This window comes from Vibrio sp. 1-1(7) (genome assembly GCF_013048485.1).
GTDB lineage: Bacteria > Pseudomonadota > Gammaproteobacteria > Enterobacterales > Vibrionaceae > Vibrio > Vibrio fujianensis.
This window is the reverse complement of sequence record NZ_VHSP01000010.1, coordinates 1-15,041: the sequence shown is the minus strand read 5'-3', so window position 1 is coordinate 15,041 and position 15,041 is coordinate 1. Positions and strand designations below refer to the sequence as shown.

At 42.5% G+C, this 15,041-nt stretch carries 15 protein-coding genes; 3 read left to right on the top strand and 12 right to left on the bottom strand.

The features are described from left to right. Nucleotides 1–412: 412 nt before the first annotated feature. The 5 genes from FKN05_RS16085 to dusA form a co-directional block, all read right to left on the bottom strand. Complete coding sequence (locus tag FKN05_RS16085; RefSeq protein WP_170887956.1) at nt 413–1,189, bottom strand: phosphoadenylyl-sulfate reductase; 777 nt, start codon at nt 1,187–1,189, stop codon at nt 413–415. After that, a complete protein-coding gene (gene cysI, locus FKN05_RS16080; RefSeq protein ID WP_170887954.1) occupies nt 1,182–2,918 on the bottom strand; it encodes an assimilatory sulfite reductase (NADPH) hemoprotein subunit in 1,737 nt (578 codons plus the stop codon). Before cysI ends, FKN05_RS16085 begins: the two co-directional genes overlap by 8 nt. Continuing rightward, a complete protein-coding gene (locus FKN05_RS16075) occupies nt 2,918–4,768 on the bottom strand; it encodes an assimilatory sulfite reductase (NADPH) flavoprotein subunit (RefSeq protein ID WP_170887952.1) in 1,851 nt (616 codons plus the stop codon). Before FKN05_RS16075 ends, cysI begins: the two co-directional genes overlap by 1 nt. Before the next feature lie 86 nt (nt 4,769–4,854). Beyond that, nucleotides 4,855–5,091, bottom strand: coding sequence for a hypothetical protein (locus FKN05_RS16070; RefSeq protein ID WP_161427739.1), 237 nt, complete (start codon nt 5,089–5,091; stop codon nt 4,855–4,857). A 202-nt stretch (nt 5,092–5,293) separates the two neighbouring features. After that, nucleotides 5,294–6,277: a tRNA dihydrouridine(20/20a) synthase DusA gene (gene dusA, locus FKN05_RS16065; protein ID WP_170887950.1), complete on the bottom strand. Its 984-nt coding sequence runs from the start codon at nt 6,275–6,277 to the stop codon at nt 5,294–5,296. A 577-nt stretch (nt 6,278–6,854) separates the two neighbouring features. On the opposite strand from dusA, the gene zur reads away from it, so the two are divergent. Continuing rightward, nucleotides 6,855–7,304 carry a zinc uptake transcriptional repressor Zur gene (gene zur, locus FKN05_RS16060; RefSeq protein WP_170887948.1) on the top strand — a complete coding sequence of 150 codons (450 nt, stop codon included), beginning with the start codon at nt 6,855–6,857 and terminating at the stop codon, nt 7,302–7,304. Between the two features lie 25 nt (nt 7,305–7,329). Continuing rightward, a complete protein-coding gene (locus FKN05_RS16055) occupies nt 7,330–7,791 on the top strand; it encodes a chemotaxis protein CheX (protein ID WP_078927536.1) in 462 nt (153 codons plus the stop codon). Nucleotides 7,792–7,863: 72 nt separating this feature from the next. Here the strand turns inward: FKN05_RS16055 and pgi are convergent, their stop codons facing one another. The 3 genes from pgi to FKN05_RS16040 form a co-directional block, all read right to left on the bottom strand. Further along, a complete protein-coding gene (gene pgi / locus FKN05_RS16050) occupies nt 7,864–9,516 on the bottom strand; it encodes a glucose-6-phosphate isomerase (RefSeq protein ID WP_099610035.1) in 1,653 nt (550 codons plus the stop codon). A gap of 310 nt (nt 9,517–9,826) precedes the next feature. Further along, nucleotides 9,827–10,912: an alanine racemase gene (gene alr, locus FKN05_RS16045; protein ID WP_170887958.1), complete on the bottom strand. Its 1,086-nt coding sequence runs from the start codon at nt 10,910–10,912 to the stop codon at nt 9,827–9,829. A 17-nt stretch (nt 10,913–10,929) separates the two neighbouring features. Continuing rightward, nucleotides 10,930–12,336 (bottom strand): replicative DNA helicase, encoded by a 1,407-nt coding sequence (locus FKN05_RS16040; RefSeq protein WP_099610037.1) that lies wholly within the window; start codon nt 12,334–12,336, stop codon nt 10,930–10,932. A gap of 171 nt (nt 12,337–12,507) precedes the next feature. On the opposite strand from FKN05_RS16040, the gene FKN05_RS16035 reads away from it, so the two are divergent. Beyond that, the gene (locus FKN05_RS16035; RefSeq protein ID WP_099610038.1) at nt 12,508–13,272 is read left to right on the top strand and encodes a DUF481 domain-containing protein; all 765 of its coding nucleotides are present in this window, start codon (nt 12,508–12,510) and stop codon (nt 13,270–13,272) included. A 68-nt stretch (nt 13,273–13,340) separates the two neighbouring features. Here FKN05_RS16035 and rplI read toward each other — a convergent pair whose 3' ends face one another. The 4 genes from rplI to FKN05_RS16015 all read right to left on the bottom strand — a co-directional run. Then, complete coding sequence (gene rplI / locus FKN05_RS16030) at nt 13,341–13,790, bottom strand: 50S ribosomal protein L9 (RefSeq protein WP_099610039.1); 450 nt, start codon at nt 13,788–13,790, stop codon at nt 13,341–13,343. Nucleotides 13,791–13,823: 33 nt separating this feature from the next. Next, nucleotides 13,824–14,051 (bottom strand): 30S ribosomal protein S18, encoded by a 228-nt coding sequence (rpsR, locus tag FKN05_RS16025; RefSeq protein WP_000090471.1) that lies wholly within the window; start codon nt 14,049–14,051, stop codon nt 13,824–13,826. 259 nt (nt 14,052–14,310) lie between these two features. Further along, complete coding sequence (gene rpsF, locus FKN05_RS16020) at nt 14,311–14,679, bottom strand: 30S ribosomal protein S6 (RefSeq protein WP_099610040.1); 369 nt, start codon at nt 14,677–14,679, stop codon at nt 14,311–14,313. Nucleotides 14,680–14,960: 281 nt separating this feature from the next. Continuing rightward, the coding region (locus tag FKN05_RS16015) for an EF-Tu C-terminal domain-related protein (protein ID WP_080034449.1) at nt 14,961–15,041 on the bottom strand (81 nt) is incomplete at its 5' end.

Below are 15,041 nucleotides of genomic sequence, written 5' to 3'. Positions count from 1 at the left end.
AAAAGAGATAAGTATCAAATTGGTCACTCAGTTCATTGATAAATCTTTTTGATTATCATCAACGAGTGCCCACACAGATTGATTGGTTTAAATTGTTAAAGAGCGTTGCTTGGAAGGCTCATTGAGCCTCAAAGCGGAGGTGAATTCTAACGAGTTAATTTGAAGAGTCAAACACTTTTTCAAATTTTCTTTTTTAGAAGTTTTCCCTCAACTAACACTGCCTGAAGCCTTGCGGCGTCTGCCGTGTCAGTGATGTCGCATTATAGAGAACCGTTTAATCTTGGCAAGCGTTATTTAATGAAAATAGTAAAAATAATACTTAAAGGGGCATTTTTTAGCCAACCCCTTATTTATCCAATTTTATCAATACAAAGCCAACACGTTACCCACAGAGTTATGCACATTTATGCCTTTATATTCCAGAACCATGATCTTCTTTCACTTCTTCATGAAGGCCACATTCCCGTTTTAAACCGAAAAATCGAGTCTCTTCTTCATTCATTCCTGGTTTCCATTGCCGAGTGGTATGCCAGTCACCAACCGAAAGATAACCTTGCTCCCATAATGGATGGTACGGAAGGTTATTCTCTTTTAAATAGTAATGAACCTCTTTATTACTCCAGTCGATCACTGGTAAAAATTTAAAAACATTATTTTGAATTGAAAGAATCGGTAAATTGGCTCGCGATTGAGACTGCTCGCGGCGTAGGCCAGAAAACCATGTACTGACCCTAAGCTCATCAAAAGCTCGACGTAGCGGCTCTACTTTATTGATAGCGTTATAACGCTCAATACCCTTAATCCCTTGCTCCCAAAGCTTACCGTATTTAGCTTCCTGCCAAGCAGGTGTCAGCTCTGCGCTTACAACATGCAAGTTCAAGTTGAGACTTTCGGTTAATTGATCGATGAATTGATACGTTTCTGGGAACAAATACCCAGTATCAGTCAAAATAACCTGAATATCAGGTTTGATTTGCGAAACCAAATGCAACATTAATGCTGCTTGAATGCCAAAACTCGATGAAAGTACATGACTCCCTTCAAGATGTTCGAAAGCCCATGCAACGCGCTGCTGAGCGGTCAGTGTCTCAAGATAGCCATTTAACTCGGCAAGGTAGAGCGTTTGCTCGACCTTACTCAATGTTAATAGATGCTCAAGCTCGAGGGTTAAAATAAGACGCTTAGGCATAAAAATCCCTCTTAGAGATAACCACCTCTTCTATAATTCCGACACGAATAGTAAAGTCACCAAATCCTTCATCAGCATTTCGCTCATGTGCCCAACGGCCAATCAATGCATCCAGCTCTTGTAAGATCTGCCGATCAGTAATGTTCTCTTTATACATTTTAGGGATACGAGTTCCCGCTCGATTGCCCCCTAAATGAAGATTGTAACGCCCCGGTGCTTTGCCAACTAAGCCGACTTCGGCAAGCATTGCACGTCCACAGCCATTCGGACATCCTGTAACACGCAAGATAATATTGTCTTCTTTTGGTAAGTCATGCTTGCTCAGGAGATTCTCGATATCGGTGACAAACTGAGGCAAAAAGCGCTCAGCTTCGGCCATCGCCAATGGACAAGTTGGGAATGACACACAGGCCATCGAATTCTTACGCTGCTCGCTGACCTGATCATTGATTAAACCATGTAGCCGAGCGATCTGTTCAATCTCTGCTTTATCTTCCGCTGCCACGCCAGCGACAATCAGATTTTGATTGGCTGTCATACGAAAATCACCCTGATGGATCTTAGCGATTTCAGCGACACCGGTTTTCAATGGTTTACCTGGGAAGTCCAATAAACGGCCATTTTCAATAAACAGCGTTAGGTGATGCTTACCGTCAATACCTTCTATCCAACCGATGCGATCGCCACGTTCGGTAAATTGATAGGGACGACTTGGCGCAAATTGAATACCTGCACGTTTTTCAACTTCAGCTTTAAAGACCTCAACACCCACTCTATCTAAGGTGTATTTAGTTTTGGCGTTTTTACGATTAGAGCGGTTCCCCCAGTCACGCTGAGTTGTGACCACTGCTGCTGCAACCTCTAAGATTTTCTCTAAAGGAATAAAGCCAAAATCATCCGCGCGGCGTGGATAGGTTGACGTATCGCCATGCGTCATCGCTAAACCACCACCCACCAGCACATTGAAACCAATTAGTTTGCCCTGCTCGGCAATCGCAACGAAATTCAGATCGTTAGCATGCACATCGACATCATTTTGCGGCGGGATCACCACCGTAGTTTTAAACTTACGAGGTAAATAGTGCTGACCTAAAATTGGCTCATCATCTTCTGTCGTTTCTACTTTTTCACCGTCCAACCAGATTTCAGCGTAAGCACGCGTTTTCGGTAATAGATGTTCACTGATTTTTTTCGCCCACTGATAAGCTTCTTGGTGCAATTCAGATTCAACAGGGTTTGAAGTACACAACACATTGCGGTTCACATCACCAGCCGTAGCAATCGAATCAATGCCAATGCTATTCAGCGTTTGGTGCATCAACTTAATATTAGGCTTTAACACGCCATGAAACTGAAACGTCTGCCGCGTAGTTAAACGAATGCTGCCATAAAGAGAATGCTCACTAGCAAACTTATCTATCGCCAACCACTGCTGAGGCGTAATAATCCCTCCCGGCATACGAGCTCGTAACATAACATTATGTAGAGGCTCTAATTTTTGCTTGGTTCGTTCGTTACGAATATCGCGATCATCTTGCTGATACATACCGTGAAAGCGGATCAGCTGAAAATTATCCGCGCTAAATCCACCAGTAATACGATCTTGCAGATCCTGCTCGATCGTGCCCCGTAAAAAATTACTTTCTCGCTTTAAACGCTCGTTATCCGAGAATGGCCCCAATACTTGGCCTAATACTTCTTGCTGTAGCGATTGTGGTTTAGTGCTCATTAGTAAACATCCCTTTGGTAACGCTTCGTTTTACGTAAATCATTAATAAATTGTTCTGCTTGATCTTTGTCTAAACCACCTTGTTGTATCGCAATCGTAATCAGAGCTTGATGAACATCTTTCGCCATATACTGAGCGTCGCCACACACATAAAGGTAAGCTCCTTGTTCAATCCATTGCCAAACTTGCTCAGCTTGTTCTAACAAACGATGCTGCACATAAACTTTTTCATGTTGATCTCGGCTGAACGCCACATCCAAACGGGTTAACACACCGGATTTTAGGTATTTCTGCCACTCAACTTGATAGAGAAAATCTTGGGTAAAGGTGCGATCGCCAAAAAATAGCCAGTTTTTCCCCGGCGCAGCCCGATTATCTCGCTCTTGAATAAAACTGCGGAAAGGCGCAATCCCGGTTCCGGGGCCAATCATAATAATTGGCGTATTATCATCTTCTGGGAGTTTGAAATGGTTATTGGCTTCTACAAAGATTTTTACCTGCTCGCCTTCAGCCAATTGATGAGCAATAAAGCTCGATGCACCACCTTGACGCCGCTCATCGTTAACCGGATATTCAACCACGGCAACAGTAAGATGTACTTCTTCATCAACTTCTCGTTGGCTAGAAGCGATTGAATATAATCGAGGGGTTAATCGGCGCAGTAAACCGATCAACTGATCAGCCGACAAAGCACATTTTTTCTCTTTTAATACATCAATAATTTGCGTCTGCACTGAATACTCACGAAGCTTGTCTTTATTTTCGACCAGTTTTTGCAACTTTTTACTGACTGACAATTCGGCATATTGACTAATAAACTGAGGGTTAGATACAGTGATCTCATAATGGTAAACTAACGCATCATAGACAGTGCATGGCGAGCCGTCGACTGCAACCTGCTCATCACCAGTTAAACCGACCAGCGTTAAGATCTGTTGCACTAATTGAGGATTGTTCTCATACCAGACACCCAGTGCATCACCAGGCTGATAAGTTAACCCTGAATCGGTTAAATCGATCTCAATGTGTCGTACCTCTTTTCCGGAGTCACGACCGGTAATTTTTTGGCTAGTTAACAAGGTAGCCACATATGGATTTTGTTTTGAATAGCTCGCTTGCTTGGCATCAATTTGACTAAGCGGAAGCTGTACAACCTGCCCCTGATCAGAAGATAGAGCTTGTTGCACCACTTGTAGCGCTTTCGCCTGCCATTCAGCCGCGGGTTGCGCGTAATCGACATCACAATCGATGCGCTCAATAAAACGCTGCGCACCTAACTTTTCTAAAAACAAATCAAAATCTTTACCCGTTTGACAGAAAAACTCATAGCTTGAGTCTCCTAAACCAATCACGCCATATTTTAAGTGCGGCAATTTAGGCGCTTTTTTAGATTGTAAAAACTCATGTAAGACCAATGCATTATCAGGCGCTTCACCTTCACCATTGGTTGAGGCGACAATGATCACGTGCGTTTCTTTCGCCAGATCTTTGCCTTTGTAATCACTGGCATCAAATAGCTTCACCGCAATACCCAATGATTGAGCCTCTTGCTCAAGTTGTTGAGCTACGCCTTTTGCATTACCGGTTTGCGAAGCAAAAATAATGGTTAATTGACCCTGTGGCGTTGAAGTTGCAGAAAGTGCTTGAGATACCGCGACACCGACATGGTTGGCAGGTGCTTGACTTAACCCCCAGAAATAACCACTCAACCAAGCCAATTGATGCGAAGAAAGTTCCGTAGCAGTTTGCTGAAGTTGCGAAAGCTGAGAGTCGTTGATTGGGCTGGCTAACGATGCCAATTCTTGTGGTAAGGTATTTCCTGAAGACATTGTCACGACGTCCTTATTCATTGCGTGACGATAGGTTAACCACTCTCGTTAATAACAAGAAAGAATAGAAGAGAATGTTTTATAACTTTTTGGAAGTAAGAAACCGTTTAATCAACTCGCCCTTCCACTCGTACCTGTTTAAATCCAACCGCCATGGCTGTTTTAGATGCCGCATCTAAATCGGAATAATGGCACTCTTCGCCATTCGCATCCGTTAATAAAACAAGCCCCCCTCTCTGGTGGCGAAACTCTACAATCCAAGCACCTTCTTCAGAAGAAGGCTCTATAACCGCTTCAATAAGAAGCTGCTCTCGATAAAGATTTCTTAATTCCGTGATCGTCATGAGGTCTCTCGCAACTATTGCTCAATCCGTTATCTTAAGAATGGCGTATTTAGCACAAATTGCGAATGAAACGATAAAATTAGCCAGCTCTAACGAGGGTACCCAAACAACTTGTTGAAGTTTTAGGTAGAGGCACCCCGTGAGCAGCCACTAAACGTAGCCAACACTGCAGAATTTTCCAATAGAAAGGAGATGGTAATATTTACACATCTAAGTCTTGATAAGGCACTTTCGCCAACGCCTGTTCCAGCACTTCAATTCCAGAACCAGGTTTATGTGCATTTTCACTAATATAACGTCGCCATTGACGCGCACCAGGCATATTCTGGAATAGCCCCAACATATGGCGACTGATATGGTTTAAATAAGTCCCTTTACTCAGTTCAGCTTCAATGTAAGGAAACATGGCTTTAACAACCTCACTGCGTTTAATGATCGGCTCATTGCTACCAAATAAACAATTATCCACTTCGGCCAACAGATAGGGGCTTTGGTAAGCCTCTCGACCAATCATCACACCGTCAAGATAGTTCAAATGCTCTTCTGCTTCTTCCAGCGATTTGATACCACCGTTAATCGCTATCGTTAGATGAGGAAAATCTTGCTTCAGTTGGTACACACGCGGGTAATCTAACGGTGGAATTTCACGGTTTTCTTTCGGGCTAAGGCCGGACAACCAAGCTTTACGTGCATGAATCGTGAAGTTATCACAGCCACCTTTTTCACTCACAGTACGTACAAAATCAACCAGAAAGGCGTAGCTATCTTGATCATCGATACCGATACGTGTTTTTACCGTCACCGGAATATCAACAACATTTTTCATCGCCGATACACACTGCGCAACCAAGTCCGCCTCTCGCATCAGGCAAGCACCGAAACGTCCATTTTGTACTCGATCAGATGGACAACCAACGTTAAGATTAATTTCGTCATAACCACGTTCCAACGCGAGTTTGGCACAGGTTGCCAGCTCGGCTGGATTAGAACCGCCCAATTGTAGCGAAACCGGATGCTCTTCTTCATTAAACATCAAGAAGTCACCTTTACCATGGATAATGGCACCCGTCGTTACCATCTCAGTATACAACAGTGCATTCTTGGACAAGATACGGTGGAAATAGCGACAGTGACGATCAGTCCAATCGAGCATGGGTGCAACAGAAAAGCGGCAAGATGGATACATGTTATAAAAAATCCTTAACTTAAAGCAAAACCACTTAAGGGGATTGCCATAGAGCCCATCCGATTATTAGCTAATTTGAGCTATGAAGGACTGGTTGGAAGTGGATTGAGCGACATCAATTGTTGCTCAACAAATCGTTAGCCGGGCGGATTATAGCGATTACTAACAATCGCATCAATGCCGTCAATTTACCCATCTTGAGATTGTACTTAAATAAAATGACTAATAACCATTCGTAGCAAATTAAGGTTTAAGGTAGAAAAAATCGTTCCGCGATATTAAACCCGTATCAATAAAGTTCCAAGGTAGCCAGATATACAGTCAAATCAAATTGTTAAACTAAAGAAATAACCCAAAAGTACTCCCATAGGTTATCAACGGGTCTTGATAAACATCAAAAATGAATAACATCCCACCCACTAAACCGCTTTGAGTGTATCGTTTTTCTATCAGATAAGGTAATTTATGCCTTATAGGTAAGAAATAGGTTAAAACGATGCCAATGATCAATGATTTTTTTGACGCTCAAAACGATATTTGCTTTGAAATGGTATATGATTACTAGGCACCAATTGTTATGGTGATGGATTTGGATAATAAGCTTAGCAAACAGGTCGAAGCTATATGTGCAGAGAGAGGTGTCCGACTCACTGCTCAGCGTAAACGAGTGTTCGATTTGATTTGTGCTAGTAAAAAAGCTTCCAGCGCCTACGAATTGCTGGAAGATTTAAAAAAAAGTGAGCCTCAAGCAAAACCACCTACCGTCTATAGAGCGCTAGATTTTTTACTTGAGCAAGGGTTTATCCATCGAGTGGAGTCAACGAATAGTTTTATTTCTTGTTGCTCTTGTAATGCTCATAAACACTTTTCTCAATTACTCATTTGTGACCAATGTGGTAATGTTGTTGAGCTGCAAAATGATAATCTGATCGCCATGTTGGCAAATAATGCTGAGAAACACGGCTTTACGATTACCAACCATGTCATAGAGTCACATGGGATCTGTCAATCGTGTTCTCAGAACTAGAGAATAAAACGAATAGAAGAGAGTTATGCGCGCTGAATTTGTCAATCCGTTTTTAGCGTCTTTGCTGAACGTGCTAAAAACAATGGCTTCATTAGAATTGAAGCCCCAGAAGCCTCGTCTTAAAAAAGACGAAATTGCTCGCGGTGATATTTCAGGTTTAATCGGTATGATTGGTCCACAAACTCGTGGTTCAATGTCGATTACTTTTGATGAAGCACTCGCTCTGGAAATTATGCAAAATATGTTAGGTGAACGTCCAAATGGCTTGAATGAAGAAGTGACGGACATGGTCGGGGAAATCACCAACATGGTAACCGGTGGAGCAAAACGAATTTTAGCGGAAAGTGGCTTTGATTTTGATATGGCAACCCCCGTTGTTGTTTCTGGTCGAGGGCATACGATTCGCCATAAATGTGAAGGCTCGATCATTATTATGCCTTTCTCATCTCAGTGGGGAAACGCGTTTATTGAAATTTGCTTTGAATAATCTCTGATTAACACTAAAGACAAAAAGGCTGATGCATAACATCAGCCTTTTGATTATCTTAATCAATCCACATTAGGCACGGAAGGCTTTAAACGCATTGATTAGTCCATTGGTCGAACTATCGTGAGAAGTCACACTTTGCTCATTGTCTAGTTCAGGAAGAATTTGGTTAGCAAGTTGCTTGCCCAGTTCTACGCCCCATTGGTCGAATGAGAAGATATTCCAGATCACGCCCTGTACAAAAATCTTATGCTCGTAAATCGCTATCAAATTTCCTAGCGTTCGAGGTGTGATTTGCTTAACCAAAATAGAGTTCGTAGGTCGGTTACCTTCAAACACTTTAAATGGAACTAAAGATGCCACTTCTGCTTCTGATTTTCCAGCTTTAACAAACTCAGCTTTCACCGCATCCGCTGATTTACCAAAGGCCAACGCTTCTGTTTGCGCAAAGAAGTTTGACATCAATTTTTGATGATGGTCACTCACTGCATTATGGCTAATCGCAGGCGCGATAAAGTCGCAAGGGATCAGCTTCGTACCTTGGTGGATCAATTGATAAAATGCATGTTGACCATTAGTGCCAGGCTCTCCCCAAATGATAGGGCCAGTTTGATAAGTCACTGGATTACCATCTCGATCAACGTACTTACCGTTTGATTCCATATTGCCTTGTTGGAAATAAGCAGCAAATCGATGCATATATTGGTCATAAGGTAAAATGGCTTCCGATTCTGCGCCATGGAAATTGTTATACCAAATTCCAATCAGTGCCAAAATCACAGGAATATTATTTTCAAATGGTGTTTCCACAAAATGTTTATCCATTTCATGAGCACCAGATAAAAGTTCAACAAAGTTATCGTAACCAATCGATAGAATGATCGATAGACCAATAGCAGACCAGAGAGAATAACGCCCTCCAACCCAATCCCAGAACTCAAACATATTCTCAGTATCAATGCCAAACTCAGCAACCGCTTTACCGTTGGTTGATAACGCGGCAAAGTGTTTCGCCACATGGGACTCATCACCCGCAACATTTAAGAACCAATCCCGTGCAGAATGGGCATTAGTCATAGTTTCTTGCGTGGTGAACGTTTTCGATGCCACTAAGAAAAGCGTCGTTTCAGGATCCACTTTTTTCAGTGTTTCCGCAATATGAGTACCGTCAACATTAGAAACGAAATGCATAGTTAGGTGGTTTTTATAAGGCGCTAACGCCTCGGTCACCATATAAGGGCCAAGATCGGAACCACCAATACCGATATTGACCACATCAGTAATCGCTTTACCGGTAAAGCCTTTCCACTCGCCACCGATCACTCGCTCAGAAAAAGCGCGCATTTTCTCCAATACCGCATTCACGGCTGGCATAACATCTTCGCCATTGACCATTACTGGTGTATTACTACGGTTACGCAGCGCTGTATGCAAGACAGCACGACCTTCAGTTTGGTTAATGGCAGCGCCACTAAACATCGCTTCAATCGCCTCACCTACGCCAGTTTCTTTAGCTAAAGCAAAAAGGAGCTTCATGGTGTCTTGATTAACTAAGTTTTTAGAATAATCAACCAGAATATCCTCGCCAAATCGTGTTGAGTATTGACTAAAACGTTGGCTATCTTCTGCAAATAGTGTCTTTAGGTTCATATCTTGCGCAGATTCATAATGCGCAGTCAGTGCTTTCCAAGCATGTGTTTGCGTTGGATTAATGTTTTTCAACATGGTATCTATCCCGATGTTACAGTAAGCTTTATTCCTCGATACTTAATCCTATGATTAAATATGGAATCCCCGTTAAAGCAAAAATAAAATAAGAACCTTCTCTGTTTAAAGCAGAGAATCAGCCCTCTAATCATAATAAACCCAATTATGGCTGAGCTTTTGCTTATCGACCTTGCGTTAAGTCAGAGAAAGTCGCCACAAAAATAGAGTTCAAGACGATAAAAATCATAGCATTACGCTGCCCATTCGTCATGAACACTTAAGGTGCACCTTGCATTGTAGCGCTATCGAACCGGAAACAAAAACAGGCCTATTGGCCTGCCTGTAGATAACACATTTCCACGCGCGAAGTTAGCTTAGTCACCAGTTCATATCCCACTGTCCCGATGTGGCTCGCTACCTTTTCGACCGGAAGCTCTTTCCCCCATAGCACCGCTTCATCACCAACGTTATCGGATGCCTCTGGCCCTAAGTCAACGGTCAACATATCCATTGATACTCGCCCAGCGATAGGCACCATTCTCCCATTCACAATAACAGGAGTACCATTAGGTGCCGTCCGTGGGTAGCCATCACCATAACCAATCGCAATCACCCCTATCTTTGTGTCACGATGACTACGCCATAGGCCGCCATAACCAACGCATTCCCCCGCTTTCACTTCGCGTATTGCGATCAGGTGTGACTTGAGTGTCATCACAGGTTGATAACCCATTTCCTGGGCATTTTTATCAAGAAAAGGGGAAACACCATACATAATAATGCCTGGCCGAACCCATTCTAATTGACTTTGAGGCCAAGCCAACAATCCTGCAGAGGCCGCTAATGAACGTTCACCTTGACAGCCCTGAGTCAGTGATAAAAAACACTCTATTTGTTCTGATGTCGTTGATTTATCAAGTTCATCAGCACACCCAAAGTGGCTCATATAACGCAAAGGTTTAGCGACGTTTGAACAACGATGTAAGCGTTCAACAAACAGATGATACTGCTCTGGACGTACGCCTAAACGATGCATACCTGTATCAATTTTTAGCCACACGACCACCGGTGTATCGAGTTGCGCACCCTCTAGCGCTTGCAATTGCTCTTCACAATGCAGCACGGTTTGAATATTATTGGTAACCAATACAGGCAAGTCACCTGATGAATAAAATCCTTCTAGCAATAAAATCGGTTTAACCACACCACTAGCGCGAAGTTGGAGCGCTTCTTCAATCCGGGCAACGCCAAAGGCATCGACACTTTGCGCGTGTTTGGCAACCTGATGCAGGCCATGTCCATATCCATTAGCTTTGACAACGGCCATCAATTTACTGCTTGGCGCTTGCTGTTTGATTTTCTGTAAATTGTGTTGCAAGGCATCTAAGTCGATGCATGCTTTTGCTGCTTTCATATAATTCATACTGTTATCTATTCATCATCAAATGCAGGGCCTGCATAATTATCAAAACGAGAATATTGCCCCTGGAAGGTCAAACGAACAGAACCAATTGGACCATTACGCTGCTTACCAATAATAATTTCAGCAATACCTTTTAATGGGCTGTCCGGGTGATAAACCTCATCGCGATAAATAAACATGATTAAGTCAGCATCTTGTTCAATCGAACCTGATTCACGTAAGTCAGAGTTAACCGGACGTTTATCCGCACGCTGCTCCAAAGAGCGGTTTAACTGAGACAGAGCGACAACAGGAACATTTAATTCTTTCGCCAGTGCTTTTAACGATCGAGAGATTTCAGCAATTTCCAAAGTACGATTATCACTCAAGGCAGGCACTCGCATCAGTTGCAAATAGTCAACCATAATAAGTGATAAGCCACCATGCTCACGAGCAATACGACGAGCTCGTGAACGCACTTCGGTCGGAGTCAACGCCGAACTGTCGTCGATAAACATATTTTTCTTTTCCATAAGCATGCCCATGGTCGAAGAAATACGCGCCCAATCTTCATCATCAAGCTGCCCAGTACGAATCTTAGTTTGATCCACTCGCGACAAAGAGGCTAGTATACGCATCATGATCTGCTCTGCTGGCATCTCTAGCGAGAAAATTAATACTGGTTTATCTTGTTGCATGGCGGCGTTTTCACACAAGTTCATGGCAAAGGTCGTTTTACCCATCGAAGGACGAGCAGCAACAATAATTAAATCAGAGCCTTGTAAACCAGCGGTTTTCTTATTTAGATCCGTAAAGCCCGTGTTGACCCCTGTCACCCCATCTTGTGGCGTTTTATACAGCAGCTCTATCCGTTCTAATGTTTTCTCTAAAATAGTATCTACATTCTGCGGCCCTTCACCATCATTGGTGCGTGACTCTGCAATAGCAAAAACTTTACTTTCAGCGAGGTCGAGCAAATCTTCTGAACTACGCCCCTGAGGATCATACCCTGCATCAGCAATCTCATTGGCAACACCAATCAAGTTACGTACTAAAGCTCGTTCGGCGACAATTTCAGCATAGGCGTTAATATTGGCCGCACTAGGCGTATTTTTAACAAGATCGGCGAGGTAAGCGAAGCCCCCCACATCCTCTAATTGTTCACGTAGCTCCAAATGCTCCGATAACGTGATTAAGTCAAGCGGCTGTCCAGCTTCCAGCAGATGTTTCACGGCTTCAAAAATTAAGCGGTGGGGACGACTGTAAAAATCTTGCGCAATAACTCGCTCTGATACGGTATCCCAGCGATCATTATCCATTAATAAACCGCCAATCACCGATTGTTCAGCTTCTAATGAATGGGGAGGAATTTTCATCGCATCAACTTGGGCATCGGCAATTTTACGGTTTCGGTTATCTGTTCTGAGATCCGCCATAAGTTCACTCGGTAATGCATCAATAACCGTCCATTATAACGAGAATAGAATATTTGTAATTAGGCATCGAAAAGTTTGTCTATGATTTAGATACAATTAACCTTAATATGACCCAATTTCAAAAACTGATGCTTATTATTCAGCGATTCTATTCTTTGAGAGAGGTTTCATGTGTCCAAAACTTGGCTTCTAAGTCTGGCTCTATTGACAAGTTTCCATGTCCACGCCAACAAACAGACAAATCGCAGTAAGGACATTAACGCACCCTCACCTTGGCAAAGTCAAATCGAATTTGGCTATCAATCGCACTCTGGCAACACAGATTCAGAAGCCCTTAATACTCGTATTAAAGGAGAATATACCCGTGGTCGCCATCGAACTAATGGCGAATGGCGTTTCTACAAATTAGATAAAAATGGTAAAGAAAATAAACGTCAGTCTAGCTACACGCTACAAAGCGACTATAAATTAGGCCCTAAAATGTATCTCTATGGCAGCTTTCGTGGCACTGATTCTCGTTATAGCGCCTACTTCAAAGACTATACCTTTTCTGGAGGACTGGGTTACCAATTAACCAATACGGACACCTTGCTTGTTGAAATTGAAGCTGGGCCTGGTTATCGCTATCAAGAGCCCAATTTAGATGAAATTGGTAGTAATGAGGTAGTTTTCCCCAACCTAGTCCGGGAACCTATTTTTCGTAGTAACCTTAAGACTGAGTGGCAGATACTGCGTAATTTTAAACTTTCCGTAGATGCAACCTTAGTCGGGGGAGAAAGCAATACACGTTTGGACACCGATATTAGTGCGATTAATAATATTACTGAAGATATCGCACTTAAGGTTAGCCAATCACGCCAATATCATAACCAAGTCCCTGAAGGGCTGAGTAAATCAGACAGTGTTCTTGCTGTTAGCTTGGTCTTTCTCTTTTGAGATTTAAATCGATCATAAAAAAACACCAGCCTAAGCTGGTGTTTTTTTTACTAATAAGTAAACTGAGATTACTCTGCAACTACTTTTAGGTTCACAGTAGCGAACACTTCTGAATGAAGTTGTACGCTAATTTCGAATTCGCCAGTGTTACGTAGAGCACCTTCAGGTAAACGAACTTCGCTTTTCGCTACAGCAACACCAGCTGCAGTAATTGCATCAGCGATGTCACGAGTACCAATAGAACCAAATAGTTTACCTTCATCACCTGCTTTAGAAACAATAACAACCGCTTCTAATGCATTAACTTGGTCTGCGCGAGCTTGAGCTGCTGTCAATTGCTCTGCAACTTTTGCTTCAAGTTCAGCACGACGAGCTTCAAACATTTCAACGTTAGATTTAGTTGCCATTACTGCCTTACCTTGAGGGATAAGGAAGTTACGAGCGTAACCAGATTTAACGTTAACTGTATCGCCAAGACCGCCCAGGTTACCGATTTTATCAAGTAGAATAACTTGCATTGCTTAATCCTCTTTCTTAATAAACGGTGCCGATTACTGATGTTTGTCAGTATATGGCAATAGAGCTAGGTAGCGAGCGCGTTTGATTGCACGTGCAAGCTGACGCTGATATTTAGCGCTTGTACCTGTGATACGGCTAGGGACAATTTTACCAGCTTCAGTGATGTAATTCTTAAGAGTTGCTACATCTTTGTAATCAATCTCTTGTACGCCTTCTGCAGTAAAACGGCAGAATTTACGACGACGGAAGAAACGAGCCATGGGCTATCTCCTGATCTAAATTTGAATAATGTTGTCGGCTTCACCTTCGTCAAAATCTTCATTTTGAGTAGTCAGAATACAATTTCTGCCTTGATGGTGTGGCCTAATACTAAGTGTTGAGTGAACGCATCGACCTTAAACCACAAACATTCATTCTGTTCATGGTACTTAAATCACTTAATAAAATATTACTAACTAATTAAGCTAAAACTCAAAACAACCCTAAGGGCGTGTTAAGCTTTAAATCGGCCTATTAAAATTACTCAGCGTCTGCTTCAAATTTCACTTCTTCACGCTTAGAGCGCTCTTCTTTTGCTTTTAGCATGATAGAAGGTTCAGTGATAGCAGCTTTAGTACGCATGATCATGTTACGTAGAACAGCATCGTTAAAACGGAACGCTGTTTCTAGTTCATCAATCACTGCTTGATCAGCTTCAACGTTCATAAGAACGTAGTGTGCTTTATGCAGTTTATTGATTGGGTAAGCCAATTGACGGCGGCCCCAGTCTTCTAGACGGTGAACTGTACCGCCAGCTTCAGTGATAGAACCAGTGTAACGCTCGATCATGCCAGCAACTTGCTCGCTTTGATCTGGGTGCACCATGAATACGATTTCGTAATGACGCATTTATTGCTCCTTACGGATTATTCAGCTTCCAAATTTGGCCCGGTCATCCAAAGGAAGCAAGGAACGAATGATAAGTGACCGAGAATTAAGGAGCGAGAATAGTACAGAATGACAATATATTTAGCAAGAAAAATCTAGGTAGGACAGCAACGCTGCACAATAATAACGACGATAGGAAAGACCTAACTCAGTAGAGATAAGAGATATGATTGATAAAAAAAGGAAGCAGATGCTTCCTTTTTACTACGGTATAGTCAAATCATTCTTCACAGAAACTGTGATTAAGCGATGATCTTCGCTACAACACCTGCACCAACAGTACGGCCACCTTCACGAATCGCAAAACGTAGACCTTCGTCCAT